The organism is Arthrobacter sp. BK1 (assembly GCF_056680055.1).
The window spans coordinates 2,989,100-3,015,998 of the sequence record NZ_CM155263.1 but is presented as its reverse complement, the minus strand read 5'-3'; the positions used below and the strand labels follow the sequence as shown (position 1 = coordinate 3,015,998).

General features: G+C 65.6%; 30 protein-coding genes. 8 read left to right on the top strand and 22 right to left on the bottom strand.

Annotation, left to right across the window (positions count from 1 at the left end; translation table 11 throughout):
• Window positions 1-16 precede the first annotated feature (16 nt).
• Window positions 17-283: a hypothetical protein gene (locus AC1MCA_RS13755; RefSeq protein WP_479798175.1), complete on the top strand. Its 267-nt coding sequence runs from the start codon at window positions 17-19 to the stop codon at window positions 281-283.
• Here the strand turns inward: AC1MCA_RS13755 and AC1MCA_RS13750 are convergent.
• From AC1MCA_RS13750 to AC1MCA_RS13740, 3 genes are all read right to left on the bottom strand, one after another.
• Complete coding sequence (locus AC1MCA_RS13750; RefSeq protein ID WP_479798172.1) at window positions 280-1,098, bottom strand: HAD family hydrolase; 819 nt, start codon at window positions 1,096-1,098, stop codon at window positions 280-282. The genes AC1MCA_RS13755 and AC1MCA_RS13750 overlap by 4 nt on opposite strands.
• The gene (locus AC1MCA_RS13745; protein WP_108598210.1) at window positions 1,095-1,385 is read right to left on the bottom strand and encodes a YegP family protein; all 291 of its coding nucleotides are present in this window, start codon (window positions 1,383-1,385) and stop codon (window positions 1,095-1,097) included. Before AC1MCA_RS13745 ends, AC1MCA_RS13750 begins: the two co-directional genes overlap by 4 nt.
• Window positions 1,386-1,499: 114 nt before the next feature.
• Entirely contained in the window at window positions 1,500-3,311 is a 1,812-nt protein-coding gene (locus AC1MCA_RS13740) for a glycoside hydrolase family 15 protein (RefSeq protein ID WP_479798168.1), read from the bottom strand.
• 125 nt (window positions 3,312-3,436) lie between these two features.
• On the opposite strand from AC1MCA_RS13740, the gene AC1MCA_RS13735 reads away from it, so the two are divergent.
• Window positions 3,437-4,168 carry a DUF72 domain-containing protein gene (locus AC1MCA_RS13735; RefSeq protein WP_479803397.1) on the top strand — a complete coding sequence of 244 codons (732 nt, stop codon included), beginning with the start codon at window positions 3,437-3,439 and terminating at the stop codon, window positions 4,166-4,168.
• A 67-nt stretch (window positions 4,169-4,235) separates the two neighbouring features.
• Window positions 4,236-5,318, top strand: coding sequence for an App1 family protein (locus AC1MCA_RS13730; RefSeq protein WP_479798166.1), 1,083 nt, complete (start codon window positions 4,236-4,238; stop codon window positions 5,316-5,318).
• 27 nt (window positions 5,319-5,345) lie between these two features.
• On the opposite strand, the gene AC1MCA_RS13725 is transcribed toward AC1MCA_RS13730, so the two are convergent.
• The 5 genes from AC1MCA_RS13725 to AC1MCA_RS13705 form a co-directional block, all read right to left on the bottom strand.
• Complete coding sequence (locus AC1MCA_RS13725) at window positions 5,346-6,902, bottom strand: GH1 family beta-glucosidase (protein WP_479798164.1); 1,557 nt, start codon at window positions 6,900-6,902, stop codon at window positions 5,346-5,348.
• Between the two features lie 4 nt (window positions 6,903-6,906).
• On the bottom strand, window positions 6,907-7,536 hold the full coding sequence (locus AC1MCA_RS13720; RefSeq protein WP_479798160.1) for a methyltransferase family protein: 630 nt from the start codon (window positions 7,534-7,536) through the stop codon (window positions 6,907-6,909).
• A gap of 32 nt (window positions 7,537-7,568) precedes the next feature.
• The gene (locus AC1MCA_RS13715; RefSeq protein ID WP_479798157.1) at window positions 7,569-7,946 is read right to left on the bottom strand and encodes a hypothetical protein; all 378 of its coding nucleotides are present in this window, start codon (window positions 7,944-7,946) and stop codon (window positions 7,569-7,571) included.
• 63 nt (window positions 7,947-8,009) lie between these two features.
• Complete coding sequence (locus AC1MCA_RS13710; RefSeq protein WP_479798152.1) at window positions 8,010-8,417, bottom strand: J domain-containing protein; 408 nt, start codon at window positions 8,415-8,417, stop codon at window positions 8,010-8,012.
• A 74-nt stretch (window positions 8,418-8,491) separates the two neighbouring features.
• Window positions 8,492-8,917: an Hsp20/alpha crystallin family protein gene (locus tag AC1MCA_RS13705; protein ID WP_108599856.1), complete on the bottom strand. Its 426-nt coding sequence runs from the start codon at window positions 8,915-8,917 to the stop codon at window positions 8,492-8,494.
• Window positions 8,918-9,049: 132 nt separating this feature from the next.
• Between AC1MCA_RS13705 and AC1MCA_RS13700 the strand changes: the two genes are divergently transcribed.
• Window positions 9,050-9,376 (top strand): MerR family transcriptional regulator, encoded by a 327-nt coding sequence (locus AC1MCA_RS13700; RefSeq protein WP_479798146.1) that lies wholly within the window; start codon window positions 9,050-9,052, stop codon window positions 9,374-9,376.
• Between the two features lie 15 nt (window positions 9,377-9,391).
• Here the strand turns inward: AC1MCA_RS13700 and AC1MCA_RS13695 are convergent, their stop codons facing one another.
• Window positions 9,392-9,700 (bottom strand): MmcQ/YjbR family DNA-binding protein, encoded by a 309-nt coding sequence (locus tag AC1MCA_RS13695; RefSeq protein WP_479798142.1) that lies wholly within the window; start codon window positions 9,698-9,700, stop codon window positions 9,392-9,394.
• Entirely contained in the window at window positions 9,701-10,507 is an 807-nt protein-coding gene (locus tag AC1MCA_RS13690; RefSeq protein WP_479798138.1) for a phosphatase PAP2 family protein, read from the bottom strand. It abuts the gene before it with no gap.
• A 97-nt stretch (window positions 10,508-10,604) separates the two neighbouring features.
• Between AC1MCA_RS13690 and AC1MCA_RS13685 the strand changes: the two genes are divergently transcribed.
• The gene (locus AC1MCA_RS13685) at window positions 10,605-11,726 is read left to right on the top strand and encodes a DNA alkylation repair protein (RefSeq protein ID WP_479798134.1); all 1,122 of its coding nucleotides are present in this window, start codon (window positions 10,605-10,607) and stop codon (window positions 11,724-11,726) included.
• A 50-nt stretch (window positions 11,727-11,776) separates the two neighbouring features.
• Here the strand turns inward: AC1MCA_RS13685 and AC1MCA_RS13680 are convergent, their stop codons facing one another.
• From AC1MCA_RS13680 to AC1MCA_RS13650, 7 genes are all read right to left on the bottom strand, one after another.
• Window positions 11,777-12,661, bottom strand: coding sequence for an NYN domain-containing protein (locus AC1MCA_RS13680; RefSeq protein WP_479798130.1), 885 nt, complete (start codon window positions 12,659-12,661; stop codon window positions 11,777-11,779).
• An 89-nt stretch (window positions 12,662-12,750) separates the two neighbouring features.
• The gene (locus AC1MCA_RS13675) at window positions 12,751-13,725 is read right to left on the bottom strand and encodes a sugar kinase (protein ID WP_479798126.1); all 975 of its coding nucleotides are present in this window, start codon (window positions 13,723-13,725) and stop codon (window positions 12,751-12,753) included.
• Complete coding sequence (locus AC1MCA_RS13670) at window positions 13,722-14,402, bottom strand: bifunctional 4-hydroxy-2-oxoglutarate aldolase/2-dehydro-3-deoxy-phosphogluconate aldolase (protein WP_479798123.1); 681 nt, start codon at window positions 14,400-14,402, stop codon at window positions 13,722-13,724. Before AC1MCA_RS13670 ends, AC1MCA_RS13675 begins: the two co-directional genes overlap by 4 nt.
• A 5-nt stretch (window positions 14,403-14,407) precedes the next feature.
• Complete coding sequence (dgoD, locus tag AC1MCA_RS13665) at window positions 14,408-15,556, bottom strand: galactonate dehydratase (protein WP_479798122.1); 1,149 nt, start codon at window positions 15,554-15,556, stop codon at window positions 14,408-14,410.
• Window positions 15,557-15,561: 5 nt separating this feature from the next.
• Window positions 15,562-16,443, bottom strand: coding sequence for a carbohydrate ABC transporter permease (locus tag AC1MCA_RS13660; protein ID WP_479798118.1), 882 nt, complete (start codon window positions 16,441-16,443; stop codon window positions 15,562-15,564).
• Complete coding sequence (locus AC1MCA_RS13655) at window positions 16,440-17,384, bottom strand: carbohydrate ABC transporter permease (protein WP_479798115.1); 945 nt, start codon at window positions 17,382-17,384, stop codon at window positions 16,440-16,442. The genes AC1MCA_RS13660 and AC1MCA_RS13655 overlap by 4 nt, the downstream gene beginning before the upstream one ends.
• 114 nt (window positions 17,385-17,498) lie before the next feature.
• Entirely contained in the window at window positions 17,499-18,791 is a 1,293-nt protein-coding gene (locus tag AC1MCA_RS13650) for an ABC transporter substrate-binding protein (RefSeq protein ID WP_479798111.1), read from the bottom strand.
• A 136-nt stretch (window positions 18,792-18,927) separates the two neighbouring features.
• Here AC1MCA_RS13650 and AC1MCA_RS13645 point away from each other — a divergent pair, with 136 nt between their 5' ends.
• Window positions 18,928-19,743, top strand: coding sequence for a FadR/GntR family transcriptional regulator (locus AC1MCA_RS13645; RefSeq protein WP_479798107.1), 816 nt, complete (start codon window positions 18,928-18,930; stop codon window positions 19,741-19,743).
• A gap of 37 nt (window positions 19,744-19,780) precedes the next feature.
• Here AC1MCA_RS13645 and AC1MCA_RS13640 read toward each other — a convergent pair whose 3' ends face one another.
• From AC1MCA_RS13640 to AC1MCA_RS13630, 3 genes are all read right to left on the bottom strand, one after another.
• Window positions 19,781-21,628 (bottom strand): S8 family serine peptidase, encoded by a 1,848-nt coding sequence (locus tag AC1MCA_RS13640; RefSeq protein WP_479798105.1) that lies wholly within the window; start codon window positions 21,626-21,628, stop codon window positions 19,781-19,783.
• Between the two features lie 149 nt (window positions 21,629-21,777).
• Entirely contained in the window at window positions 21,778-22,650 is an 873-nt protein-coding gene (locus tag AC1MCA_RS13635; protein ID WP_479798103.1) for an NAD-dependent epimerase/dehydratase family protein, read from the bottom strand.
• Window positions 22,650-23,237: an adenylate kinase gene (locus tag AC1MCA_RS13630; RefSeq protein ID WP_479798100.1), complete on the bottom strand. Its 588-nt coding sequence runs from the start codon at window positions 23,235-23,237 to the stop codon at window positions 22,650-22,652. Before AC1MCA_RS13630 ends, AC1MCA_RS13635 begins: the two co-directional genes overlap by 1 nt.
• 296 nt (window positions 23,238-23,533) lie before the next feature.
• Between AC1MCA_RS13630 and AC1MCA_RS13625 the strand changes: the two genes are divergently transcribed.
• Window positions 23,534-24,277 carry a GAF and ANTAR domain-containing protein gene (locus tag AC1MCA_RS13625; protein ID WP_479803394.1) on the top strand — a complete coding sequence of 248 codons (744 nt, stop codon included), beginning with the start codon at window positions 23,534-23,536 and terminating at the stop codon, window positions 24,275-24,277.
• A gap of 59 nt (window positions 24,278-24,336) precedes the next feature.
• Window positions 24,337-24,756, top strand: coding sequence for a response regulator transcription factor (locus tag AC1MCA_RS13620; RefSeq protein ID WP_479798095.1), 420 nt, complete (start codon window positions 24,337-24,339; stop codon window positions 24,754-24,756).
• A 5-nt stretch (window positions 24,757-24,761) separates the two neighbouring features.
• Here the strand turns inward: AC1MCA_RS13620 and AC1MCA_RS13615 are convergent, their stop codons facing one another.
• The gene (locus AC1MCA_RS13615) at window positions 24,762-25,958 is read right to left on the bottom strand and encodes an MFS transporter (RefSeq protein WP_479798090.1); all 1,197 of its coding nucleotides are present in this window, start codon (window positions 25,956-25,958) and stop codon (window positions 24,762-24,764) included.
• Window positions 25,955-26,797, bottom strand: coding sequence for a MurR/RpiR family transcriptional regulator (locus AC1MCA_RS13610; RefSeq protein ID WP_479798087.1), 843 nt, complete (start codon window positions 26,795-26,797; stop codon window positions 25,955-25,957). Before AC1MCA_RS13610 ends, AC1MCA_RS13615 begins: the two co-directional genes overlap by 4 nt.
• Window positions 26,798-26,899 lie beyond the last annotated feature (102 nt).

Genomic DNA, 26,899 nt, shown 5'->3' with positions numbered 1-26,899 from the left:
ATGAGGAGACGCCGTCATGGCCCTTTACCAGCCGGAACCCGTTGAGATCTCCACCCGGATTCGTCCCGGGGAATGGACGGAGGAGAGCCTGACCCAGCTCCTCGCAAGTTACCGCACCAGGATCATGGAGATGGGGGCTTCTGCCTCGGAAGTGGTGGAAGAGGTGGAAAGGACTAAGGACGGCGCGGTCAAGGTCAGCGTCGCGTGGGTCAAGCCCGTGATGGCTGAAGCGGAGGGCTACACCGAGGAGAACCCGCGCAACCCGGACCGCCGGCAGATCTAGGCTCCTGCGGCCCGCGGCCCCTGGGCGAGCAGCCTGCCGATGGCGCTGGTGTGAAGGTTTTCGAGGATGTCGCGCGGACCGTCGAAAACCTCCGCTGCTCCGGCTTCCCGGAGTTCTGCTGCACCGGTTCCACCGCAGGTGACGCCGATGCCCGGGACGCCCAGGGCGACGGCGGCCTTCATGTCCCATACTGCGTCCCCCACAAAGACGGCAGCGGACGCTGAACCCCCGACGGCCTCCAGGGCGGCAATCAGGATGTCCGGGGCCGGCTTGCTTGCCTTGGCGTCTTGCGGGCCTGTGGCGTGATGGATAAACGCATCCGCGTCCAGCGCCTTCCGGGCGGCAGCCAGATCGGCCTTGCGCGCCGAGGAGGCCAGGACCACGGCGAGCCCGCGGGCGTGGCACTGGGCCAGGAGTTCCTTGGCGCCGTCCAAAGGACGCAGCGACGGCCAGCTCTGGGCGTAGACCGCGGAATGGCTGGCCATGATTTCAGAATCGGTATCCCGGTCGCGGCCAGGGGGCAGGAGGGTGTCAACCAGGAGGCTGCCCGTCATGCCCACGCAGCGGTGTATGGCGGCCATGGGAATGTCGTATTCGTGCATGCGGAAAGCGTTCCACCATGCCAGGGTGTGCAGATAAACGGTATCCACAAGGGTCCCGTCAAGGTCAAAAAGGACGGCCGGGCGCTGGGCCGGCCCCCCGGGACCCTGTCCGGCTGAGCCCTGGACCTGCCCGGGGATGTGGACCGCGCGTGGTGGCTGGCCCTGGTTCGCATCGAGGTTTTGGCCTTGGCTCCGGCCCGGGTTGACCATCATCCGACGGAGGCGCGCACGGACCCGGTTTTCTTGCCGCGGGGAGCAGCCTTCTCTTTGGAAGACGGCACCGGCCGGACCCGATCCCGAATAACAGATCCAGCGCCGTTGCTGCTGCGATCCCTGATCAGGCCCGTTCCGGCGATTTCGCGGGCCATTTCGACGCCTTTCACGGCGGCCCGCTTGGTGGGAAACGTCACGGAGATGGCCATCAGGTTACCGGAACCATCCATCATTCTCACCCTGTAGCCACCGTCAGGCGCATCCACCAGTTCAAAGTATCCGGCCATTCCACTTACCCCTCATTCAGTCACTGCGCTGTGATTTCCTGAAGCGCATCATCAGTCTTAGTAAGTATACTTACTTCCTGAGGATGGCAGTAGGGCCGCCTGGCCCCGGGACCCCTAACGCCCTACCCTTTCCGCCTCCGGGGGGATAGGGGTATCGCTCCGGCGGACTGTATCCTGGTGCAGCTCAAGGGCGCTTGTCACCAGCGCGAAGTGGCTGAAGGCCTGGGGCGTATTGCCCAGGTGCCGGGCGGCTTTGACGCCCCATTCCTCACTGAGCAGGCCTACATCGTTGCGGAGTTCGAGCAGCCGTTCAAAGAGCACCGTGGACTCCTCCGCACGTCCTGCGCCCAGCAGTGCCTCCACCAGCCAGAAGGAACAGGCCAGGAACACGCCTTCATCCCCCGGGAGTCCGTCGTCGCTGTCGGCAGGACGGTAGCGCAGGACAAAACCGTCCTCGGTGAGCTCACGCTGGATGGCATCGATTGTCCCGATCACGCGGGGATCATCAGGCGGCAGGAATCCCACCCGCGGAATCAGCAGCAGGCTTGCGTCGAGTTCCGGCCGCCCGTAGGACTGGGTGAAGGTGTTGCGCTCGGAGTCAAAGCCATTGGCCATGACTTCCCGGTGGATAGTGTCGCGAAGCGCCTCCCAGCGTTCGGCCGGACCCCGGAGCCCGAAGTCACGCACACCCTTAACCATCCGGTCCGCGGCCACCCAGGCCATCACCTTGGAATGGGTGAAGTGGCGCCGCGGCCCCCGCATCTCCCAGAGCCCGTTGTCCGGCTGGTCCCAGACTTTTTCCAGGTGCCCCATCAACGTCACCTGCAGGTCCCAGGATTCATCCGTGTGCTTCAGCAGGGAACTCCGGGTCAGCGCCAGGCAGTCCAGCACCTCGCCCCAGACGTCCAGCTGAAGCTGCTCCGCGGCACCGTTGCCAATCCTCACCGGCTTTGAGTTCTCGTACCCCGCAAGCCACGGCAGCTCCATCTCCGGGAGCCGGCGCTCGCCATGGATCCCGTACATGATCTGCAGATCGGCCGGGTCCCCTGCCACGGCACGGAGCAGCCAGTCACGCCAGGCGGCCGCCTCCGCCGTGTAGCCCGCAGCCAACAATGCCTGCAGCGTCATGGTGGCGTCCCGCAGCCAGCAGTAGCGGTAATCCCAGTTGCGCGGACCGCCAATCTGTTCCGGGAGGGAAGTAGTCACGGCGGCAACAATGCCGCCGGTGGGTGCGTAGGTCAGAGCCTTGAGCGTGATCAGCGAACGCAGCACGGCGTCCTGGTATTTGCCTTCGACTGTGCACTGGGACGCCCAGCCGCGCCAGAAGGCAATCGTTGTGCCCAGCACCTCTTCGGCTGCCACGGTGTGGGGGCGGCCAACGTGGCTGGGCGCCCACGTCAGGACGAACGGCACGCGCTCCCCCGCCTGCACGGTGAAGTCGCTGACGGAGTGCAGGTTTTCCCCTTGGAGGGGCGCGTTGGTGACAAAGTAGACGGCGTCCGGTCCGGCGATGGCGTGGAGCCCGTGTTTGTCCCGCCGGACCCAGGGAACGATGTGCCCGTAGTCGAACCTCAGGGTCAGTTCGCCGTGCATCCTGACGCTGCCGCTCACGCCCTCGACGATCCGCACGATGTCTGCCACCTCGTCGCGTGGCGGCATGAAGTCGATGATCCGGACAGTGCCATCGGGCGTTTCCCATTCTGTTTCCAGGACAAGGGTCCCTTCCCGGTAGGCTCGCCTGGTGCAGGTGCCGCCGCCTTCCGGCGCGAGCAGCCAGCGTCCGGACTCCGGCGTATCGACCAACGCGTTGAAGCAGGCCGGGGAGTCAAACCGCGGAAGGCAGAGCCAGTCGATGGAGCCCTCGGTGCTGATCAGCGCGCCGGTGTGGAGGTCGCCAACAACTGCGTAATCTTCTATCCGCGCCATTCCAATACAGTGCCACATGGAGTGTCCCGGATGGTGAAGTCCGGCGGTGTAGCCTGAAGTGATTGCCGGCCCTGAGCACCGGAGGCACCCATGAACCATGCAACGCCGTCGGATCCCTGCTGACCGTGGCGATCCACATCGGCACCTCCGGCTGGAGTTACGACCACTGGGAGAACGTCCTGTACCCGCCAGGCCTTCCTGCCCGGGACAGGCTCCAGCATTATGTTGCCCGGTTCAGCACCGTTGAGTTGAATGCCAGCTTCTACCGGTGGCCGCGGGATACCTCGTTCGCCAGTTGGCGGCGCAGGCTGCCGGACGGATTCCAGCTGTCCGTCAAAGCGCCCCGTGGCCTGACCCATGGCAAGAAGCTGTACGCACCGGAAGTCTGGATCGAGCGCATTGCCCGCTGCTGGCACGAGCTCGGTAACAAACGCGCGGTTCTGCTGGTCCAGCTCCCGCCTCAGCTGGAACGCGATGACGCCCGGCTGGACTATTTCCTCGCGGCTGTCCCGTGGTGGATCCGGGTTGCCGTCGAATTCCGGCATTCCAGTTGGGACCACCAGGACGTCTACTCCCTGCTCGAACGCCACCAGGCTGCCTACTGCATCATGAGCGGCGCCAACCTGCCATGCATCCTGCGCACCACGGCGCCGTTCGTCTACGTCCGGCTGCACGGCCCCGACCACCAGCACCTGTACGGCGGCTCCTACTCGGACGCTGACCTGCACTGGTGGGCGGACCGCATCCGCGAGTGGGCCGGTGCCGGTCAGGACGTCTTCGCCTATTTCAATAACGACGGCGGCGGGAACGCCGTGCGGAACGCCGAGACCCTGCGGTGGATCCTCGGGGAGGGCTGACGTCACGGAAGGAGGCTGATGCCGCCGTCTTGCCGCGCCGCGTCCTGGCTGTGGCAGAGTGGTAAGCATGGACAGGGCTCCTCAGAACGAAACGCACAACCTTCCGCACCAGGCACAGCCTTCGGGCACGCAGCTCTTCCGGCTGGCGCACCGGATATCCGACGCCGTCAACGGCGTCCGCATCCTGCTGGCCAAACGCTGGAACTTTGCGCCGCAAACTGTGGCCTATCAGGGCTACGGCTCCACGAGCTGGGTGCGGGTGCTCGGCAGGGTCCTGCTGACAAAGAAGCCCGCGCCGGGCAGCGAGGCCGAACACGCAGCCCGCAACGGCACCCAGAACGTGCGGGGGTGGCGGGCCTTTACCGGCGTCCCCCTCCAGTACACGGACGTGGAGATCACCATCGGCGGCGTGGTAGCCCGGGTCAAGGCAGACCGGGGCGGACTCATTGACACAGTGGTGGACGTTCAGCTCGCCCCCGGCTGGCATACGGCCGTCCTGCGTGCTGAGGGAACAGAACCAGTAGAGACGCTGATCCAGGTGATTGACAGCGAGGCCAGGTTCGGCATCGTGTCCGACATTGACGACACCGTCATGGTCACCGCCCTACCGAGGCCGTTCCTGGCGCTGTGGAACACCTTCGTGCTCAGCGAACGGGCCCGCATGGCCACCCCCGGCATGGCGGTCCTGCTGGACCGGCTGACCATCGAACACCCGGAAGCTCCCGTCATCTACCTGTCCACGGGACCATGGAACGCCGCGCCCACCCTCGCGCGCTTCCTGGGCCGGAACATGTACCCGGCCGGTGCCCTCCTGCTGACGGACTGGGGCCTGACCCATGACCGCTGGTTCCGCAGCGGGCAGGAGCACAAGCACAAAAATCTTGAGCGGCTCGCGAAGGAATTCCCGGACATGCGGTGGTTGCTGATCGGCGACAACGGCCAGCACGACGAGCAGATCTACAACGGTTTTGCCCAGGATCATGCCGACAAAGTGGCCGCCATCGCCATCCGGCAGCTCTCCGTCAGCGAGTCCGTGTTCGCCGGCGGCCACTCCGAGGACGGCGACCACACCACTTCCATGGTTCCGTGGATCTACTCGACCGATGGCGCCGGCATGGCCAAGCAGCTCAAGGTCCTGGACCTCCTCTAGGAGTTTCTCCCAGCCGCTACCGCAAAGCTATGCGGTGGCACCCAAGGCGGTCACGTCGCCGTCGGGAAGGTCCCTGTTCTCCTGGTCTCCCGCATCCGGCACCATGGCCTGCGCGACGGCGGTATTCGCCGCTGCGGCAAGGTTCCGTTCCTCGATGAGTTCCTGGTACCAGAAGAAGGATGCCTTCGGCGTCCGCTCGAGGGTCTCGAAATCCACGTGGAGCAGGCCGAACGGTTGCTTGTAGCCCGCGGACCACTCAAAGTTGTCCATCAGCGACCATACGTAGTAGCCCTGAAGCTCAATGGACTCCGCCTCACCGCCGGGAGCGGTGGCCGCCAAAGCCGCCTCGATGTGGTCCGAAAGGTACTTCAGGCGCCGCTCGTCAGGGATGAAGGTCGTGTTGGTGGACTTGTCGCGCACGATGATGTCCTCGAAGCTCGCCCCGCCCTCCGTGATGATCACCGGCGGCAGGTTCGGATACCGCTCCGCCATTTCCTTCAGGGCGACGCGCATGTAGTCAGGCTTCACGGGCCAGCCATAGGAGGTGATGTCCGCTTCAGGCCAGGTCTCCACATGGAACGGTGTTCCGCCGTTGCCGACGGCGGAGAGGTCGCTTCCCATGGCCTCGGCCATGCTTGCCGGCACTGCACCCTCGCCCGGCCCCACGGCAACCTTGGCGGGCATGTAATAGTTCAGGCCGTAGAAATCCAGCGGCTGGGAAATGATCTCCATGTCCTCGTCCGGGTGATCGAAGGAGCTGAAGAACTTCGCGGCGCGGATGAGGTCCGGGTACTTACCCGTCAGCACGGGGTCCGCATAGAGCCGGTTCTGGGCCAGATCCATCAGGCCGGCACTGATCCGGTCCAGGGGGTTGATCGAGTTGGGGACCATGGGCGAGTAGACGTTGGTCATGCCGATACCGCCGGGAACCCCGGCAGCCCGCAGCGCCTGCACTGCGAGGCCGTGGCCCAGCAACTGGTGGTGGACAGTGGGCAGGGCGTTGATCAGGAGCGCCTCACCCGGGGAATGCAGTCCCAGGGTGTAGCCGTTGGTGGTCACGGTGGCAGGTTCGTTGATGGTGCACCACCGGGCCACCCTGTCCCCGTAAGCTTCTGCGGCGATGGCGGCAAACTCGCCCAGCCTGTAGGCGGTATCCCGGTTCATCCAGCCGCCGATGTCATCCAGCGCCTGAGGTGTATCCCAGTGATAGAGCGTGACCATGGGCGAGATCCCGTTGGCGAGCAGCTCGTCGATAAGGCGGTCGTAGAAGTCCAGGCCCGCCTTGTTCACGGCTCCGCTGCCGGTGGGCTGGATCCGTGGCCAGGAAAGGGAAAACCGGTACGAGTCCACGCCCAGCTGTTTCAGCAGGGCAACGTCACCGGGCATCCGGTGGTAATGGTCGCAGGCGATCGCGGGGCTGTGGTCGTCGACGATTGCGCCGGGTTTGGAAGCGAACACATCCCACCCGGCCGGGCCGCGGCCGTCCTCGTCCAGCGCGCCCTCGATCTGGAAGGCCGCCGTGGCGACGCCCAGGGTGAAGTCGGCGGGGATCCGGGCAGCCAGGTCCTTGGCGGTAATGTGCATGAAGTCAACCCTTAACGACGGAGGAAACGTTTCCCGCAGGGTCCGTAAACCACGCGTTTGTCAGGTCAATATCCTCCCATAATTCCTTCCGTATCGGCCCCGGAATGGCACGTGGGGGGCTGGCCTGCCGGGGCGGCCCGCCGGGGAAGCCGAGATAACGCGGAACCCGGCCTGCATAGGCTGGATATGACTCCGGAAAGAGCCGTGCCAGCAGCGCCTCTTCGCGGAGGACCTCCGGGTGTCCGGCCAGCGATAGAACAGGCAGCGTCACCAGGGTCCATGCTGAACCGGCCAGGATTCCGGTGCCCAGGCGAATGAACCACCACCCCACGTACATGGGATGACGGGTCAGACCATACGGACCGGTGGTGACCAGTTCTTCCGGCCGTTCCAGCGCGAAGCGGCCCACGGTCCGGCGCCGCCGTTCCTGCAGCGCCCGGAGATTAAGGCCGACGCCGGCGAGTACCAGTAGTGCCCCCGCCGTCCGGTGGAGGGGGCGGGAGCCTGGAAGGGGCGCGGGACGCAACCGGTCCAGGATGAGATCGAGGGCCATTCCGGTCACATGGCCAGCCGGCAGCGGAAGGTTTTCGTACAGCTCCTTCAACCGCTGAACAGTCGGGGTGGATGTGGCCATACCGGAACTGTAGCTCCGGGAAATCACCGGTGTCACTGCGAGCCGAACAGAAATTCCTTGGCGTGCGCAACCGCCTTGCGGAAGGCATCGTTCCGCAGCGTGACAAGGGATTCCGGTTCGCCGTCGGCCGGTTCCAGGTAGCCGGTGTAACCGGGACGGAGGACCCAAATGTCGCCGGCCGGTGGAAGGTAAAACACTCCAAAGGACCGCTGCTGCCGTTCTTCGGCGGTCCATACCGGGACAACGGCCAAGGCGGCACCGGTGACGGGGTTGATCCACTGGGCACGGGGCAGCGGCTCCTCGTGGGCTTCCGGGTCCAGGAATGGAGCGGTGCCGGCGCCCCAGCGCTGCTCGAACCGTTCATGGAACGCCGGAATAAGGTGGGAATCGTAGCGGTGCCACTCGCTCATTTTTTGGTCCGCCTCCTTGCGGTTTCAGGCTGTTTTAGGGGGACTCACCTGCGCGGTTCCGCCTCAGGTCCACGGACCGCTTTCCCAGCGCACGGGCATGATCCGGATACTGGTCCCGGCAGGCGCCGCCCTGGCGTGCACCATCCGGACCGGGATCCCGGTCGCTGTTCCGCTCTCCGGCACGCCTCCCGGAGTTGCTGTGCCTCCCGCGGCGGCGGCCCCTTCCGCACTGGCCGCGCCTCCCGCGATGGTGCGGTCGTAGGCGGCCCGCCGGACGGGGTCGCGAAGGACGAAGAAAGCCTGCATGATCCGCAGCAGTTCGGCGTCCTGTGCATCGCGTTCAGTTGCTGTGCCGGCGTGGACATCCGGGTGGTGGGTTCGCATCAGAGCGCGGTAGGCACGGGAAATCTCCTGCTGCGTGGCAGCGGGATTCAACCGCAGGGCGGCATAGTAATCGGGCTGGCTGGTCATGGGCGGGTACGTTTCGGATTGGAACGGCTCGGGGCGCAGGCAGCGCGGGCTGCCTGCGCCCCGGCGTCCGGGACCTACGAACGGATCTCGTGCATGGATCCCTGCTTCGTTTCGATTTCGATCTTGCGCGGCTTGGCCTGCTCCGCGACCGGGATCCGGAGCGTGAGGACGCCCTGATCGTAACTGGCCTTGATGTTGTCCGTATCCAGCGCCTCACCCAGAATCAGCTGGCGGCTGAAGACACCACGCGGACGTTCGGAGGCCACCAGTTCGACGTTGGGCTGGGTGGGATCCTGGCGTTCCGCCCGGACGGTCAGCACGTTGCGTTCCACATTCAGGTCCACGGAATCCAGCTTGACGCCCGGAAGATCGAACGCCACCACGAATTGGCCGTCCTCTTGCCAGGCGTCCATGGGCATGGCAGCCGGCCGGGCAACGGTTCCGAAGACCTGCTGGGTGAGCCGGTCCAGCTCACGGAACGGGTCCGTACGCATCAACATCATCTTTCCACTCCTCTGGTAGAAGTTTGATCCAGTGTCCACATCCACGTCCATTTATCTATGGTGGTGGATATAGATTTTTTATAGCACCCGTGAGAGACTGATGCAACATCATCAGGGAAGGAATTTGGGGTGGACACAGTTCGCGGGATTTCAGACCGGGCAGCCCCGGCCCGGGCGGCCCGGCCGCTGTATGCCATCTCCGTGGCGGCCCAGTTGGCGGGGACCGGCCAGCAGAACATCCGGCTCTACGAAACCCGTGGCTTGCTCACCCCCACACGCACCTCGGGCGGCACGCGCCGGTACAGCGATGACGATATCGCCCTGCTGCTGCACATCGGCGAGCTGCTTGAACAGGGGCTCAACCTCGCCGGCGTCGCCAGGGTCCTGGAACTTGAGGCGGCCAACGCCAAGCTGCACCGTGCGTTGAAGCGTGCAAGGTCCCTGCTCGAGGAGTAGCGCGGGTCCGGCAGCTCAGGCGTCTCGGCCACCCGCGAGCCGGTAGGAGTCCTCCAGCAGTTCGCCCAGTTCCGCAACGGTGATCTTCGCCAGCCGGACCAGCACCAGCTGGGGCGATCTGTCATGGTGGGGCGTCCAGAAGAAGGTGTCCGGATCCGTGTCGGCCAGGGCTTCACGCTCGGCGGTTTTGACCGTCAGCACACCCTCCTCCCAGATGCGGGCCATCAACGTCCTGGCGAACCAGGCGGGCTGCTCCCAGCTGGTTCGCTCAGTCACTCCTGGCAGTGCCAGGCACAACCTCCGGACGTCCGCCTCGGTTGCCACTCAGTCCCCCGGGGCGTCAGCTTTGGAAAGTTCGCCGGTGATCCGTTCGCCGGGAATCCGGGCAGTCCGCCACGTATCCAGCGCAATGACGCCGCCAAGGATCATCAATGACAGGGATAGCGAAGCGAGTGCATCACTCGTCCAGTGGTAGCCGAGGTAGAGCCGGCTCAGCGCAGCCAGGATGATGCCGATGCCCGCGCCCACGAAGCCAACAACGGCAGCCCTGGGGTTTTCGCGCCGGGAGAAGACCAGGAACGCCGTCACCAGCAGGAAGTCACAGGCCCCCAGCACGTGGCCGGACGGAAACGAGAAGGTGTGGTCGGCTCCGAAGAGCATCTGTTCCACCGGGGGCCGCGAGCGCCGGACGATTTGCAGGATGATCTGGGAAATCGCCACGCCCGTGAGCATGGCCGCGGCGAGGACGATGGGACGCCAGGCATGCTTGGCGGCGAACCCCCAGGCCACTGTCACCACCAGCACGATGATGGGCAGTGCGACTGGGCCGAAGACCACCGCGAGGAAGATCATGAAGGCCGTCAGCGGCTCGGATCTGACCGAAAGCAGCCAGTTGCGGGCAGATTCATCGAAGGGCCATGGTGCCGTATTGCTGGCCAGCACGCCCACCAGGGTGGCAATGAACATCAGGAGACCGACGGCGACCAGCACCACCGAAGTCCGGTACAGACCGCTCCTCGCAGCCGGTTCCATGTAGCGTTCCTCCACCACGAACTTGTTGTGGAAGATACGCCAGAGGGCATTCTTCTTTCCGGAATCGCCTGACGTGCGTGGTCCTGCCTGCTCTGTCACTGTGTTTTCCGCTCCGTGCCCATTGAGGATTTGCTTAGGGTGAAGATTATCCCGTCTGCGCGGAATTGGCCTCCAACGTGCGGGGTAGCCTGACTCAATGGGCGTGATGAATGAACTGATTAACCGGCAAAACGTGGAAACGCTCGCGCGGGTCCTCGGGGAAGCGGCTCCGGGATCCTGCTGGGGGCACGTTGCCGGTGCCGCCGCCGAACTGGACGGGCTCAGCCTGCGCGCCCGCACGGACAGGATCAGCGCTGCACTGCTCGCGGACATCCGGCTGATGCCGGAGCCTGGATTCCCGACGGCGGCACGCACCTTCCGGACGGCCCTCGCCTCAGCTGGTTTCACCGGCTGGATCATCTGGCCGGTATCCGAAACCGCCGTCACTCTTGCCCTGGAAGCGGGTGCCGGGCCTGACCCTGCCGGCGATTTTGACGACTGCCTTGCCCTCCTGGCGGAGCTGACGCCCAGGCTGACCGGCGAATTCGCCATCCGCCGGCTGCTGGACAGGGACCTGGAGCGTTCCCTGCGGGTGATCCAGGGCTGGACCGGGCACCCGGATGAGCATGTCCGCCGGCTGGCGAGTGAGGGGACGCGGCCCTATCTGCCCTGGGCCGTCCGCGTTCCCGGAATTGTCCTGACCCCGGAGGCAACCATTCCGTTGCTCGATGCCCTCTACCGCGATCCCTCGGACTACGTCCGGCGCTCAGTCGCGAACCATCTGAACGATGTGGCGCGGCACGCCCCCGCCCTGGTGGTGGCCACAGCAGAGCGCTGGCTGGCAGCCCCGGACGGCAACACCGCCCCGGTGGTCCGGCACGGCCTCCGGACCCTGATCAAGAATGCCCACCCCGGTGCGCTGTCACTGCTGGGGTTCGTTCCGGCGTCGCTCGCTGTGACCGGACCGCGGTTGGACCGGAAATCTGTGGCCCTGCCCGGTGAGCTGGCCTTCGACTTCGAGATCTCCAACACCGGAGCAGCGGACGCCAGGCTGGCGGTGGACTACGTGGTCCATTACATGAAGGCCAACGGCACCACCTCGGCCAAGGTCTTCAAGATCGGGTCGCTAACCCTGGCCGCGGGTGAGACCCGCTCCGTGACCAAGCGCCATGCCTTCCGGCAGATGACCACTAGGGTGCACCACGCCGGTGTCCATGCTTTGGAGCTGCAGATCAACGGCATCCGGCACGGGCACACGGAGTTCCAGGTGCAGGTCTGACCCCGCACCCAGCCGGCAGCTAGCGCTGCGTGACGGCGCCGCTGGTGCTGCTACTTACTGGCGCCACCGGCCACCGGCTTGGCTGTTTTCAAGCCACAGGATTCCTCAACAAAGCGGGTGAGCGTGGCGAAGCCGAAAGTCTTGTAGGTGACGTCCGGCCACCTCTTGCGCAGCAGGGTACCCAGCCGCTGCGCGTTCACCTGGCCGTTGACCCACAGGGTTGGATCCTTCTTCACGAAGTCGTGGATGCTCGCTTGGTACAGCTTGAGCTCGGGGTGGGCGGCCGCAGCCTTCCGGGCAGGCGTGGCATTCTTGGCGGCGGGGCTTTTCTTGGCCGGCGTTTTCGAGTCAGGGATCTGCTTGGCGGCCCCGGCCTTTGCGGCCTTCGGACGTACTTGGACAGCCGCGGGAAGGATGCGTACTCCGGGCGCCGGGGGTACCTCGATCCGGTGGAAGTAATCGGCCACCGACGGCAGCAGTTTGTTGACGATACCCGCTGCCGGCTGGGACGTGGTGGCCACGAAAGACCGCTTCCCCAGGGCGTGGAGCCGTCGGATCAGTGGCACAAAGTCGCCGTCACCGCTGACGATCACAAACAGTTCAATCCACGGCATGTCCGCCGCAACTTCCAAAGCGTCAACCACAAGCTCAATGTCAGCGGCGTTCTTGCTGCTGTGGTCGAAGGAGAAGACCTGGACAGGCTTGATGTTGCCTGCCAGCAGCTGGCTCCGGTACCCGGCCATGTCCGGCCTGGCCCAGTTGGCGTATGCCCGGGCAAGGGCTGTCCCGCCCCCGAGCCCGCTGCGGGCCACCTCAGCTTCGATATCGCGCACCACTTGGGCGAGCGGAACGGCAGCAGCGTCATTGCCGTAGCCGCCGAACAGATTCTCCATGTCCAGGAAAATGGCAACGTTCCGGATCAGCTGCACTGGCACTGGACCGTCCTCCCCCAAGCGAATAGTAAACAGAGCCTATCCCTGCCGGACCCCGAATCAGGCCAGCGGCCAGGACTTGCTGGGGGCAGCTAGCGCTGCGTGGTTCCGCTGGCGGTGGTGCCCAGCATGGACAGTTCGTCGCGGCTGGGCAGGCCCTCCCAGTCGCCGGCGGTGCTCACCGCAAAGGCTCCGGTAACTGTGCCGCGCTGCAGGCGGCACGCGATATCCCCGCCGTCGAGCAGTGCAGAGAGGTAGCCGGCGGTGAAAGCGTCTCCTGCACCGACGGTATCAATGCTGGTCACCGCGACGGCCGGAGCTTCGATCCGGCCGGCGGCGGTGTGGACGCCGGCGCCGGCAGCGCCCCGCTTGACCACGACTTCCCCGACCCCCTGCTCCAGCAGCGAGGCAGCCATAGCGGTTTCGGCGTCGTCGGAGTTGCCCCCGTCCGAGGGCGCAGCGGCCACAAGGTCCAGTTCGTCGTCGGACGCTATCAGGACGTCCGTGTACCGGGCGAGCGGGCTCAGCGCGGCCCGGGCCTCCTCCCTGGACCACAGCCGGCTGCGGTAATTGACGTCGAGCGAGACCACAATGCCCTCGGAGGCGGCGCGCCGGGCCGCGTATTCAACGGCCTGCCGGGCTTCCGGGCTGAGGGCGGCGGTGATGCCGGTCAGGTGCAGCACCCGCGGGCCGGCAGCCAACGCCCGGTCCACATCCTCCCGGTTGAGCGTGGAACCGGCCGAACCGGCGCGGTAATAGAACGCCCGGGTGATGTCGGCCGTCCTCTGCTCGAGGAACATGACCCCGGTGCTGCGGGCCTCATCCACACGGTAATGCGTACCGATCCGTTCGGAGCGCAACTGCCGCAGGATGTATTCACCCTGCGGATCTGCGCCCACAACTCCTGCCCACACCACACTGTGGCCCAGCCGCGCAACGCCCACGGCAACGTTGGATTCCGCGCCCGCAACATGCATGTCCAGGCAGCCGCCCGCAGACAGGGGTCCGGCGGACCGCAGCGAAACCATCGATTCACCGAAGGTCAGGAGGTCCACGGCGGAGCTCACCGTGCACCCGTCGCGGCGGTCCTGCGGGTATACGAATCTGCCAGGTCGACAAACGAGCGGGCCCGCCCGCGCATCGGTGCAAGGTCACCGCCTGAGCCGGCATCGCCGAAGAGCGGTCCACCGAGGCCGACGGCGATCGCCCCGGCGTCCCAGTAGCCGGCCGCTTCGTCAAGGCCCACGCCGCCCACCGCGATGAAGGGGATGGCAGGAAAGGGATCGCGCAGTGCTTTCAGGTAGCCGGGGCCGCCGATGGAAGCCGGGAACAACTTGACGGCAGTGGCCCCGCGGTTCATCGCCTCATAGGCCTCGCTTGGCGTCAGGGCGCCGGCCAGAACAGGGATTCCCCGCCCTGCCGATTCCCTGATGGACTCTGCGAGCGAGGGCGTGACCATAAACTGGCCGCCGGCCTCCACCACGTTGTCCACGTCCTGGACCGTCATGACCGTTCCCGCCCCAACGTAGCAACCTGCGGGCGCGGCAGCGCGGACCTCACGGATCGCCGCCAGCGCTCCCGGGGTGGTCAGGGCTATCTCGACGAACCGGAATCCTTCCTCCATCGCAGCCAGGGCCGCCCGTGCCGCGGCCGCCCCGTCAGTGCCGCGCACGATTCCCACGAGGCGGGACTCCCGGATTCCGGCCAGCAGGCCCCCGGGCGTTGCTTCGATGCTGTCAGTCATGCTGTTCACCATTCTGCGAACGCTCCATCCGGGTGGCGCCAGACCGGTCCGCGCCAGGCGTGGCCGCGCTTGTCCGCCGCACGCACCACCGCCTCGTCGATTTCGATGCCCAGGCCGGGGCCGGTCAGCCGCTCAATGTGGCCGTCCACGAACTTCAGCGGGGACTTGTCCACCACGTAGTCCAGGACTTCGGCACCCTTGTTGTAGTGGATGCCGATGCTTTGCTCCTGGATGAGGAAGTTGGGGGTGGCAAAGCCCACCTGCAGGCACGCGGCCAGGGCCAGCGGACCGAGCGGGCAGTGGGGTGCCAGCTGGACTTCATAGATTTCCGCCAGGGAGGCGATCTTCCGCACTTCGGTGATGCCGCCCGCGTGGGACAGGTCAGGCTGTGCCACGGCGATCCCGGCCTGCAGCGCGGGCAGGAATTCCTGCCTGCTGTACAGCCGTTCCCCGGTGGACACGGGGGTGGTGGTGGAGGAGGTCAGTTCGCGCAGCAGATGGGTGTTTTCCGGGACCAGCGGCTCCTCCAGGAAGAACGGCCGGTACGGCTCCAGGAGCGGCGCCACACGGCGGGCGTTGGCGAGGCTGAAGCGGCCGTGGAAGTCCACCGCCACGTCCCGGTGTTCCCCGAGGACTTCGCGGGCCGCGGCAACCCGGCGGACCACGCCGTCGAGCTCTGCCACCGAGGCGATGGGGCTCATCCGGCCGCTCGCGTTCATTTTGACGGCGGTGAGTCCCACCTCCAGCTGGGCGCTGATCTGGTCCGCCACCTCATTGGGTTCGTCCCCGCCCACCCAGCCGTACATCCTGATCCGGTCGCGGACATGGCCGCCCAGGAGCTGGTGCACGGGCGTGTTGAAGTGCTTGCCTGCGATATCCCAAAGGGCCTGGTCCAGTCCGGAGACTGCGCTGGCCAGGATGGGTCCGCCGCGGTAGAAGGAGCCCTTGGTCATCACCTGCCAGTGGTCCTCGATCCGTAGCGCGTCGTTGCCGATCAGCACCTCGGAGAGCTGCTCGACGGCGGTGCGGACCGTTTCACTGCGGCCCTCGCAGGTTGCCTCGCCCCAGCCGATGATGCCGCTCTCCGTTTCGATCCGGACAAACAGCCAACGCGGTGCGACCAGGAAGGTTTCTATTCTGCTGATAAGTGTCATGCCGGCTAGCCCTTGGTAGCGCCGGCAGTCATGCCGGAGACGATGTATTTCTGCGTGAAGAGCGCAATGATCATGATGGGGACGGTGACCACGGTGGCGGCCGCCATGAGGCCGCCCCAGTCGATGCTGGCGTACGAGACGAAGTCGAAGATGGCCACGGGAAGCGTCTTGGTTTTGGAACCGGAAAGCACCAGGGCGAACATGAAGTTGTTCCACGAAAAGATGAAAGACAGGATGCCGGCGGTGGCCATTCCGGCGACGGACAGCGGCAGCGTGATGAGCCGGAAGGCGCCGATCGGGGTGAGGCCGTCCACCTGGGCTGACTCCTCCAGCTCCAGCGGCAGGGAGTCGAAGTAGCTCATCATGATGTACACGATCAGGGGAAGCGCCACGAACATGTGGCTGAGGATCAGCACCTCGAACCGCCCCACCATCCGCAGGTTGGAGAACACGTAGTACCAGGGCACCAGCAGGGAGACGCCGGGGATGACGCGGGCCATCAGGACCACCAGGGCCGAGCGGTGCATGGTGAAGCGGCTCATGGCGTAGGCGGCCGGTACGCCGAGAATGAGGGACAGTGCCGTGGAGACGAAGGCTACCCAGAAGCTGTTGAAGATGAAGACGAAGTAGTTGTTCCGCTGCAGCACGTTGGCGTAGTTCTCGCCGGTCGGGGCGAAGAACAGCGCTTTGCCGGTGTCGTAGATGTCCACGTTGGTCTTGAAGGAGGCCAGCAGCATCCAGGCGAGCGGGGCAATCAGGAAAAGCACCACTGCGATCAGGGCTGCAACGCGGAAGACCTTATAGGCACGCGTGGCCAGGGGCTTCCGACGGCGGCGGATCACCTGCGGCTGTCCGGCGGAGGTCTGGTCCGGGGTCAGGACGGTCATTTGCTTACCGCTTTCTTGCGCATGGTCAGCAGCCACATGGTGCCGATGATGATCATGAAGAACAGGATCAGCACCGCGGAGGACAGCCCGTACTGGTTGTAGTCGAAGCTCAGGCCGTAGGCGTAGACGTTCAGGGTCTCCACTTCGTGGAAGGAACCGCCGCCTTTGCCCTTGGTGGCGTAGAGGATGTCGAAGGTCTTCAGGGCGTCGATTCCCCGGAGCAGGATGGCCACAATCACGGTGGGCATCATGAGCGGAAGGGTGATGTAGAAGAAGCGCTGTAACGCGCTGGCACCGTCCACCCTGGCCGCCTCGTCAGGTTCTTCGGAGAGGGAGGTCAGGCCGGCAAGCAGGATCAGCACCACCATCGGGGTCCACTGCCACACGTCCATGAAGATGGTGGTTCCCAGCGCAGTGTCCTGGCCAGAGAGCCACGGCTGTGCGGGAATTCCGATCATGCCCAGCAGCTGGTTGGCGAAACCGATGTTGGGATCGAAGATCAGCCGCCACATCATGCCCACTGCCACCGGGGTGGCAACCAGCGGAAGGAGGATCGCCACCCGAACCCACTTTTCGCCGCGGAAGGGGCGCCAGAGGAGCAGGGCGATGCCCATGCCGAGCACCACCTCACACACCAGCGCTACACCAGTAAAGGACAGGGTACGGCCGACGGCGGGCCAGAAGCGTTCGGTGTCGGAGAGGACCGTGAGGTAGTTCTGCAGGCCGATGAACTCGGTGGCGGCACGGACGGAGCCCTGCGAATCGGTGAGGCTCAGGTACAGGGTCCAGGCCAGGGGGAAGACAATCAGGACCCCGACGAAGATCATCGCGGGCGCTGCGAAAAGCCACTTGCGATGCCGGTTGGACCAGTTGGAGAAGTTCCCACGCATGCTGGGAGGCCGGCCGGCGCTGCGCGCAGGAGCGCTGCGGGGAGCGTTCATTACAGACATGTTCACCTAAGGAGTTGGAGGGTGAAGAGGGGCCGCGGCGGGACGGCAACTTAGCTGCCGTCCCGCCGGGCTGTTGATGCAACGCGGGCGCCAAGGCGCCGGGTGCTATTTCTTTTCGCTGTCCAGGAACTGCTGGAAGGCCTGGTGGGCGCTGTCGGCAGCGGCTGACGCATCCCCACCGGTGATGGAAGCAACGATCGGCTCACCCACGATTTCGCGGGCCTTGCCTACGGTGACAACCTCGGGGCGGTCATGGCCGACCCCGTTCTTGGCACTGACGGCAATGGCCTCGGCGAGGTCCTTCGGGTAGGTGGAGGTTCCCTCGGAGTTCGCCCAGACCGAGGCACGGGGCCCCGGGACGCCGGCCTTCTGCGCGGCCAGGGTGCGGTCCTTGCTGGTGGCCCACTGGATGAACTTCCAGGCGTTGTCCTGGTTGCCTGAGGCCTCGTTCACGGCCAGGCCCCACGACGGAATGTTGTAAGGCTTCGAACCCGCCGGGCCGGCTGGCAGGGCGGCGAAACCGACCGTGTCAGCAACCTTGGACTTGGCCGGGTCAGTGGCGTTCTTGTAGAGCGAGTCGGCCTCGGTGTAGAAGGCCGCCTTGCCCTGGGTGAAGATTGCCATGGCTTCGGGCCAGCTCATGTCCGTGCTGACGTTGGCGGGGCCGTAGTTCCTGATCAGGCCGCCGTAAAAGGCGTAGGCCTCCTTGGCGGCAGCGGAGTTGACCGTGGACTTGCCGCTGGCATCGGTGAAGTCGCCGCCGAAGCTGTAGAGGAAGCTGGAGAACTGGGTGACGGCGGCGGACTTGCCGGTGCGGGCCACAAAGCCGGCGGTGTCCGGGGAAGACGCCTTGATGGCCTTCGCCGCAGCCTCAAGCTCTTCCATGGTCTTGGGTACCTGCAGACCTGCGGCCTGCAGGAGGTCCTTGCGGTAGTAGAGCACTTCACGTTCGGTGATGATGGGGACGCCCACTACCTTCCCGTCAACGGTGGTGGCTTTGACCGGGCCCTCCTGGTAGTCCTTCCAGTCCCAGGCGGCGTCCGAGGAAACCTTGCCGGTCAGGTCCGCGAGGTAGCCGTTCTTCGCGAATGCCTTGCCTTCCTGGAGCGGGCGGTACATCATGACGTCGATTTCATCGCTGCCGGCGTTGAGCTTGACGTTGTACTGATCGGAGAGCTGGTCTTCGCCGAGCTGGGTCAGTTCGACCTTCAGGCCGCTGGACTGCTCGAATTCCGGGATGGCTGCCTTGATGCCTTCAGTCCAGACGTGGTTGGCCAGGGTGACCCGGACGGTGCCGGCCTCCTTGGCGTCCTCGCTGCCGCTGCCGCTGCAGGCGGTCAGCCCCAGCGAAAGCGCGGCGGCGACTGCCGCGTACTTCACTATTGAACGTCGCTTCATTACGACTCCCTCATTTCAGGGCTGACGTCACTGTCCAGCCGCACTACAAATGCATCTTTACATCTGCTCTGGAAGAGAGCATAGGTAAATAAGGCAGACATATACAAGCCTTTTTGCTAAGCCGTATGATTTATCTATGAGAATCCCCCAGGCGCTGTCGCCAACAGACCTGCACGGTTCGCTGGTGCAGAGCCTGGGACTGGCGATCGCCGAGGGACAGTTCGCACCGAATTCGGTCCTGAGGCTCGACGAGCTGGAGGCGCAGCACAAGGTGTCCCGGTCCGTTGTCCGGGAGGCGGCCCGGGTGCTGGCTTCCAAAGGCATGCTGGCCTCGCGCCGGCGGTTCGGCACCGTGGTGCAGCCCGAAGAAGCCTGGAACCTCTACGACCCGCAGGTGATCCGCTGGCGGCTCGCTTCCTCCCGGCGGCTGGAACAGCTGCAGTCCCTCAATGAACTTCGCGGCGCGATTGAACCGCAGGCGGCCCGCCTCGCGGCGGAACGAGCCTCCTGGGATGCGGGCAGCGACCTTGTGTCCCACGCAGCCCGCCTGTGGGCGGCAGGCCAGCGCGGCGACCAGGAGGAATTCCTGCGGCTGGACGTGGAGTTCCATGCGGCCGTACTCAAGGCTTCAGGCAACGCCATGTTTGCCCAGCTGCAGAACCTCGTGGCTGAGGTCCTGACCGGCCGCGCGCAGCACGGGCTGATGCCCCACTTGCCGGACCACCAGGCGCTGCAGCTGCATGTGGATGTGGCCAGCGCCATCCAGCGGGGCGAGGCCGCCGCCGCACACGCGGCGATGAGCAGGATTGTGGAACAGTTCGCCGAGGAGGTGGGCACCATCTGGTCCGCGCACCACCCGGACTCCGCGGACGCACCTGACCGGCAATCAGGAAGAACCGACGGCGCCCCCCAATTGCCGCCGTCGGACTCCCCCTCCTTGGCTGACCGCTAACGAAGCGGTCAGCAAGAACCACTGGAACTGCCCGCCGCTAGAACGACCCGGTGGTGAACTGCCAGGTCCTGGTGGCCAGCTGATTGCCGGCGAGGTCACGGATTGCCGCGGGGCCGCCGGTGACCGTGACCGTGTATTTCGTCTTGGCAGCCAGTACCTGCTGGGGGTCCAGGATCCACTGGTTGGTGGTGCCGTTGCGGAACACAGCGGCAGCAACCACTGCCCCGGTGGCTGCATTCTTCACCGTGAACGTGGCAGTGCCGGCACCTTGGACTGCCTCGCTGAAGGTGACGGATATGTTGTTGTTCCGCCGGACCAGGAGGGCGTTGCTGCCGGGGGTGAAAGCTGTGACAGTGGGCGCAGGACCGGTGCGGAACGTCCAGCTGGTGCTGGCCAGCGGGGTGCCCGCGGAATCCCGGATCGCCGTGGCACCGCCCACCAGGGTAGCCGTGAAGGTACCGTCAGCGGCAAGGGCTGAGGCCGGATCGAGGGTGGCCGTTTTCGTGGATGCGTTGTAGCTGACGGAGGCCGGAATGGCCGTCCCGGCAGCGTTCCGGAGCACAAAGGTTCCGGCACCAACCCCCTGGACCGCTGTGCTGAAGGTGGCTGTCACGTTGCTGGCCACGGATACCGCCGTCGAGCCCGCTCCGGGTGTCCGGGACGTGACGGTGGGCGCCGGCAGGGCAGGCGCAACGGGCGCCGTTCCTGCCGAATACAGCAGCCGGTTCGGCGTCCCCGCCCCTGAACCGGTGACGAGGCCGGTGGTGGCGTTCGAGTTCAGCGCCGACTCAACCTGGGCGGGCGTCAGGGACGGGTTTTGGGACAGCAGGATAGCCGCTGCACCGGCCGCGTGCGGAGTTGCCATGGACGTTCCGGACATGGAGGCGGTTGCCGTTGCTGACGTCCAGGACGCCGAGGTGATGCCGACGCCCGGCGCGTAGAGGTCCACGCAGGAGCCGAAGTTGGAGAAGGACGCCTGGCGGTCGGCGGAGTCGCTGGCTGCTACGGTGACGGCGGCCGGGAGCCGCGCCGGGGAGCTGGTGCAGGCGTCCACCGCGGAGTTGCCTGCCGCGACCACGGCGGCGACGCCGTCGTTGACGACTCCCTGGAGGGCGGTGTCCACGGCCGCGCTGGCAGCCCCACCCAGGCTGAGGTTTACCACCGCCGGAGCTCCGGAAGCATGGTTGGCGGCGATCCAGTCCAGGCCAGCCACCACATCGGAGTTGTAGCCGGAGCCAGTGCAGTCGAGCACCCGGACGGGGACGATGGTTGCGCTCTTTGCCACGCCATAGGTTGACCCGGCGACGGTCCCGGCAACGTGGGTGCCATGGCCGTTGCAGTCCCCGGATCCGCGTCCGTCCGACACAGCAGTCCACCCAGCGGAAACCCGTCCGGCGAACTCGGTGTGGGACGCCAGCACGCCGGTGTCCACCACGTAAGCACTGACCCCGGCTCCCGCCGCCGCCCACGTGTAGGAACCCGTAAGGGGCAGTGGCCGCTGGTCCACCCGGTCCAGTCCCCACGGTGCCGGCTGCTGCGTCCCGGTGATACTGACCGGGGCGTCCACCTCCACCGACACGACGCCGGCCGAGCGGGACAGTGCCGCAGCCTGGGCCGGCGTGGCCGTGACCAGGGCGCCGCGGAGGGCGTGTGAGTACGAGCGGCCGACGCCGATGCCCTGGGACGTCAAGCGCGTCACCTCGGCAGGGACATCGGCTTCCCCTGCGTACTGGACGATGTAGCGGTTCCTGGCCCCGCCGTCGTTCCCCGCACCCTCAACGGCCTCCGCCGGGAGGGCAGACGTCGAAAGAACGACGGCGGCCAGGAGGGTTGCGTTGACAGCGGCCGGCAATAATCCGGGCAGCACAAAACGTCGGGTGCTCATGGGGGGTCCTAGCGTGGCAGAGGGAGCGGGGCGGAACTGATACTCCGTCCCGCCAAAAAGTTTAGGAGCCCGCGCCCGACGCTGACGGAATCTTCCCTGATCCTGCGGAAAACCTTGGCCAGCTCAGCAAATTCCCTGTGAAAGCGGGCTCAGTCCTCCGTGGGCGTGGTCCGGTTCGAGTGATAGGTCCGCCAGGTGTGCTCGGGCTCGAATCCCAGCAGACGCCTGGCTTTATCGATGGACAGCATGGTCTCGTGCTCGCCCAGCTCCTTGGTCACCTTGACGTTGGGAAACACTTCGGCGGCCAGGCTGGCGCTTGAACGGCTCATGACGGTGTCCGCGTTCGCGACGATGAATGCCTCGAAACCGGGCTGCGCATTTTCCAGGGCACGTGCCACCGCCTGCGCCCCGTCCCGCCCGTCAATGTAGCCCCAAAGGTTCCACTTGCGCTCCCGGGCGTCGGCATCGAACGATGGGAACCGTTCGTAATCCTCGACGTCCATCACGTTGGAGAACCTCAGCCCGGTGATGCTCAGCTCGGGATCCCACCGGGTCAGCTGGATGGCCATCTGCTCCTCGAGGTGCTTCACCAGCGAGTAGGTGCTCTCCGGTCTGGCCGGATATTCCTCATCCACGGGAATGTAGGGCGGATCATTGTCGAACGGCAGCCCCAGGACCGTCTCGCTCGAGGCGTAGACCACCCTCTTGATGCCGGCCCGCCGGCACGCCTGGAAGACGTTGTAGGTGGAGAGCATGTTGTTCTCGAAGGTGGCGGCGTCCGGAATGATGCCGGGTGCGGGGATGGCTCCCAGATGGACCACGGCGTCGAATCCGGTGTGCCTGCTGTCAAGGCTGAGGAGCACATCGAGCACCTGGCCGTATTCGCGCAGGTCCACGATTGCCAGGCCCGGGTTCCTGTCCCCAGTGCGGTCCAGGTTCATGACCTGGTGGCCGTCGTCCGTGAGCCTGCGGACCACGTGGCGCCCGAGTTTTCCGCTTCCGCCGGTTACTGCAATCCTCATCACGCCACTCCTTCTGCAAGAAACTTTTCGACGGCGGCAATGGCCCGTTCGGTGATCGCCCCGGGTTCGCCGCTGCCGTCAACCGAGACCAGCATTCCCCGGCCAGCATAGACGGCCACGACCTCGTGCGTTTCGCGGTGGTAGAGGTCCAGGCGGTGCCGGAAGACTTCGATGGTGTCGTCCTTCCTGCCCTGCTCCTTGGCCCGCTGCAGCATCCGCTGTTCGAGTTCTGAATCCGGGGCACGGAGCTCCACCACGGCGTCGAGTCGCTGGCTCCGGGAGGCAAGCATGTTGTCCAGTTCAGTAACCTGCGTGGCAGTCCGGGGATACCCGTCGAGCAGGAACCCGGGCTCCAGATCTGACTCCTGGAGCCGGTCCTTGACCAGCGCATTGGTGAGCTCGTCCGGAACAAAAGCGCCGTCGTCGAGGTACTTGGCCGCTTCCACCCCCAGCGGTGTTTCCTGGCTGACGTTGGTCCGGAAGATGTCGCCCGTGGACACTGTGGGGATGCTGAAATGCCGCGCAATATGCACCGCCTGGGTGCCTTTTCCCGATCCGGGCGGCCCGATGATGAGCAGTCTGGTCATGTTCTGTCCCTCCGCGGCGTCATAGCCGGCTGGTTTCGGGTCCGTCGCCGGCAGCGCCAACGTGTGCTTCATTCTGCCTATAAGCCTCACACAACACCAGCCTCCCGGAGGCCCCGGGCCGTGGCGACTTATTGCATTTCAGGCGCCTCCGGCCTGTATATTATTCTGGATATCGGTTTAGCAGCAGGCCGTTGGAGAGTTCGTCCGAACCAGCGACCTTCGCGTCTTCCTGCCTCTGCGGTGGGTTGCGGGGTGTTGCCGGCTCGTTTTGACCTGAGCGAATGGCACCAAGAACCGTGGCCGGCGAGTCAACTGCAAATACAGCTACATCAATCACCGAGCACCTGCATGAGGAACTTCTCAACAGCGCCGATGTTGAGGAGTTCCTGAACGAGCTCGCTCGCGTTGCCGTCAGGAATCTATCGGCTCCCGGTGACGAAGTGCTGTGTGGCATCGCCCTCCTTCGCGAGCGCAAGGCCGCCACCGTTGCCAGCAGCGGACCAGCTGCCCTGGCCCTCAGCCGGATCGAATACCGGTCCAGCGAAGGCCCCGGCATGGCTGCCTCACAGGACCAGGTGAGCGTCCTCATCGCCGACGTCGTCGAGGACACGCGCTGGCCCGAATACTCTGAAGCGGTCACCAGCCAGGGAATCCGCTCTGTCCTGGCCATTCCCTTCCAGCTCCAGGGCGAAACCAAAGCGGCCCTGCTCCTGTATTCGCCGCGTCCCCGCCGCTTCGAAGGCCGCATCCAGGAATCCGCAGAGGACTTCGTGCGCCAGACGTCCCTGGCGTTGCGGCTTGCCGTCCGCTTCGCCCATTACAGCGACACTGCGGCGAACCTGCGGGCCACCCTGGAGTCCCGCACGGTGATCGACATGGCGGTGGGCATCATCATGGCGCAGAACCGGTGCAGCCAGCAGGAAGCCTTCGACCTCCTGAGGGCGGCGTCAAGCACCCGGAATTCAAAGCTGCATAAGGTGGCGGCCTCCGTGGTCAGCGCGCTGGGCCAGGGCCCCGTCCGGACACATTACGACGGGTGAGGCCAGGGAGGCCCCTACCAGCCCGTACACTGGTTCAAAGCCGGTTCCGGGGGTCCCACATGGAAACAAGACTTGTCTGCCTGGTCATCGAGGACGACGACGACATCCGCATGCTGGTCACAGTGGTGCTGACCCGTGCCGGGTTTGAAGTCCGCGCAGTGGCAAACGGCGCCGAGGGCATCGTTGCGGCGGCAGATCCCTCAGTTTCACTCATCACCCTTGACCTGGGCTTGCCTGACATGGATGGTCATATCGCTGCCCGTGCCATCCGCGCCCTCAGCAAGGCTCCCCTGCTTTTCCTCACCGCCAGGTCAGAAGAAGATGAGATCCTCGCCGGGATGGCGTCCGGCGCGGCCGCCTACCTGACCAAGCCTTTCCATCCCAAGGAACTGCAGGAACTCGCGCTCAGGCTGTGCCCGCCGGCCCCGGCCCGCCAGGAGCCTGCCCGCAAGGATCCGGCCTCGCGCCAGGTTCAGTAAGAGGCTCAGGTGACCTGGTCAGCCTCAGGCGGCTGACCGACGTCGGACCCCGCCACCACCGCGATGGCCCCCAGGAGCAGCGCCGCGTTGGCCCAGAAGATGCCCAGGACCCCCAGCGGCGCGGCGAACGAACCGACGGCGATGGGTAGCGTGATCTGCGCCAGCCGGTTGACCGTTATCCGCAGCCCCAGGACGGCGCCGTGGCTCGATGACGCGGTCAGCGCAATCACCCAGGCCATGGTCAGAGGCTGGGGAATGCCCAGCCCCAGGCCCAGGCCGATCATCACGGCAATAGCTCCGTAAGGACCCACCAGCGGCATGGCGGCCAGGGACAGGACTGCTGCCCCAATGGACACCAGCAGCATCGCCTTCCGGCCAAAGCGTCCGATCAGCCGGGTCAGGCCAACCCTGCTCGCCACGGAGACTGCAGCGCGGAGGGCAAGGAGCATGCCGACGACGGCGGCACTGACGTTCTGTTGCGTCGCCCAGACCGGAACGAACGCGTACATCAGATCCACGGTCACCAGCACGGCGCCGCTGACCACCAGGGAACGCCACAATCCCGGTGCCTTCAGGACGCTGGCTACACTGACGGGCTCCGGCGCGATCCTGTGCCTGCCCTTTCGCAGGCCGGCGTCCGTGCGCCGGAGGAAAAAGTACGCCGGCGTGGCCAGCGCGGTGAAGACCAGGCAGACGATCAGGCCCAGGCTGGTATCAGGCTGCGCCCCTGCCGGTGCACCCAGCGTGGCCACGAGGGTCACTGCCGGCGGACCGATGAGCTGGCCGGTCGATGCGGCGGCAGTCAGGGCTCCGAACGCACTGTCTGTGGAACCGTCCGCGCTGACGTGCGCCACAAACGCCTGCTGGCCCACCATCACCATCAGGTGTCCCAACCCGATGATGACGCTGGCTGCGAGCAGCACGGGAAGTCCCCTGAAAGCCAGCATGGTGAAAGTTCCTCCGGCTGCGATCAGGAGCCCCGCAAATGCCATCACGGTGCCACCGAACCTGTCGGCAAACCTGCCTGCGGGCAAGGCGGTGAGCAGGGCGGGCAGGGCAAAACTCGATGCGAGAAAGCCCAGGAAGACGGGGTCAGCGCCTTCGGCGAGTGCCCGGTAGCCGATGATCAGCCGGATGCCCACCCACGAGGCCTGCGCCGAGACCGCCTGGGCGCTGAGGGCTGTGCGCCAGCCGCCCCTCACGCCCGAAGCGGAATTTCGTCCGCCCCGCCCAGGAGGCGGGTCAGATCCTCGATTCCGTCCCTGACAGCCCTGTAGCGGGCGGGGTCCAGGTGGAAAACGGCGAGCTGCAGGGCATAGGCCAGAAGAACGGGAATCAGCTGGGTGCGGTATTCGCCGTCGTCCCCCCGCCGGGCGGTGATGAGATGGTCCGGGCTGGGGCGGAAGTGGTAGCCCGGCACGTCCGAGATCAGGATGGACTTGCCGCCCCTCCGTGCGGCCTCGGATACCAGCGCCGCAAGCTGGACAGGTGCTTCGCGGAGCGCGAAACCAATCAGGGTGCTGTTTTCGTCGAAGCTGACGAACCGCTCCGCCAGGTCCTTGGGTGCCGTCCCCAGCGTGACTGTTGTCAGGCCCAGCCGCCGCAGACGGCGCGCCATCAGGTCACGGGTGGGCTTCTCGTCATCCCTCGAAAACAGATAGATGGTCCCGGACCCGTGCAACGTCCTGGCCGCTGCGTCGAGGTCCTCCTGGGAGACGAAGTGCGGCAGCCGCTTCAATGCAACGATTTCGTCTGCCACAAAAGCGGACAGGTCGTAGCCGGTGTCGCCGCGCATGATGCCGCCGTGTTCCTCATGGATCCGGGTCTCGTCCTTGCGCAGGTCATTGCGTAGGTCCGGGTAGCCGCGGTAGCCCAGCTTCTTTGCCAGCCGCACAACGGTTGATTCATGGGTTTTTGCCCGATCCGCAACCTCTGCGGCGGGAATTCCTGACATGTCGTCCCCCATCAGGACGTTCATGACGCGCTCCTCAGAAGCGCTGAGCTGGACCGTACTGCTGGCCACTACTGCTTTGAAACCCACTCTGGCTCTCCTTTGAGGTCCCTGTTTGCACAACTGTGATGCTTGACACTCTCTCACGGTCATGCAATCCTGTGCAAGGTTGCAAGATCGGTTTAGGGCCAA

Coding starts and splice junctions, on each gene's coding strand:
- AC1MCA_RS13755 (WP_479798175.1), top strand. CDS start 17: ATGGCCCTTTACCAGCCGGAACCCGTTGAGATCTCCACCCGGATTCGT.
- AC1MCA_RS13750 (WP_479798172.1), bottom strand. CDS start 1,098: ATGATGGTCAACCCGGGCCGGAGCCAAGGCCAAAACCTCGATGCGAAC.
- AC1MCA_RS13745 (WP_108598210.1), bottom strand. CDS start 1,385: ATGGCCGGATACTTTGAACTGGTGGATGCGCCTGACGGTGGCTACAGG.
- AC1MCA_RS13740 (WP_479798168.1), bottom strand. CDS start 3,311: ATGGCGCGGATAGAAGATTACGCAGTTGTTGGCGACCTCCACACCGGC.
- AC1MCA_RS13730 (WP_479798166.1), top strand. CDS start 4,236: ATGGACAGGGCTCCTCAGAACGAAACGCACAACCTTCCGCACCAGGCA.
- AC1MCA_RS13725 (WP_479798164.1), bottom strand. CDS start 6,902: ATGCACATTACCGCCAAGGACCTGGCTGCCCGGATCCCCGCCGACTTC.
- AC1MCA_RS13720 (WP_479798160.1), bottom strand. CDS start 7,536: ATGGCCACATCCACCCCGACTGTTCAGCGGTTGAAGGAGCTGTACGAA.
- AC1MCA_RS13715 (WP_479798157.1), bottom strand. CDS start 7,946: ATGAGCGAGTGGCACCGCTACGATTCCCACCTTATTCCGGCGTTCCAT.
- AC1MCA_RS13710 (WP_479798152.1), bottom strand. CDS start 8,417: ATGACCAGCCAGCCCGATTACTATGCCGCCCTGCGGTTGAATCCCGCT.
- AC1MCA_RS13705 (WP_108599856.1), bottom strand. CDS start 8,917: ATGTTGATGCGTACGGACCCGTTCCGTGAGCTGGACCGGCTCACCCAG.
- AC1MCA_RS13685 (WP_479798134.1), top strand. CDS start 10,605: ATGGGCGTGATGAATGAACTGATTAACCGGCAAAACGTGGAAACGCTC.
- AC1MCA_RS13670 (WP_479798123.1), bottom strand. CDS start 14,402: ATGACTGACAGCATCGAAGCAACGCCCGGGGGCCTGCTGGCCGGAATC.
- dgoD (WP_479798122.1), bottom strand. CDS start 15,556: ATGACACTTATCAGCAGAATAGAAACCTTCCTGGTCGCACCGCGTTGG.
- AC1MCA_RS13660 (WP_479798118.1), bottom strand. CDS start 16,443: ATGACCGTCCTGACCCCGGACCAGACCTCCGCCGGACAGCCGCAGGTG.
- AC1MCA_RS13655 (WP_479798115.1), bottom strand. CDS start 17,384: ATGAACGCTCCCCGCAGCGCTCCTGCGCGCAGCGCCGGCCGGCCTCCC.
- AC1MCA_RS13650 (WP_479798111.1), bottom strand. CDS start 18,791: ATGAAGCGACGTTCAATAGTGAAGTACGCGGCAGTCGCCGCCGCGCTT.
- AC1MCA_RS13645 (WP_479798107.1), top strand. CDS start 18,928: ATGAGAATCCCCCAGGCGCTGTCGCCAACAGACCTGCACGGTTCGCTG.
- AC1MCA_RS13640 (WP_479798105.1), bottom strand. CDS start 21,628: ATGAGCACCCGACGTTTTGTGCTGCCCGGATTATTGCCGGCCGCTGTC.
- AC1MCA_RS13635 (WP_479798103.1), bottom strand. CDS start 22,650: ATGAGGATTGCAGTAACCGGCGGAAGCGGAAAACTCGGGCGCCACGTG.
- AC1MCA_RS13630 (WP_479798100.1), bottom strand. CDS start 23,237: ATGACCAGACTGCTCATCATCGGGCCGCCCGGATCGGGAAAAGGCACC.
- AC1MCA_RS13620 (WP_479798095.1), top strand. CDS start 24,337: ATGGAAACAAGACTTGTCTGCCTGGTCATCGAGGACGACGACGACATC.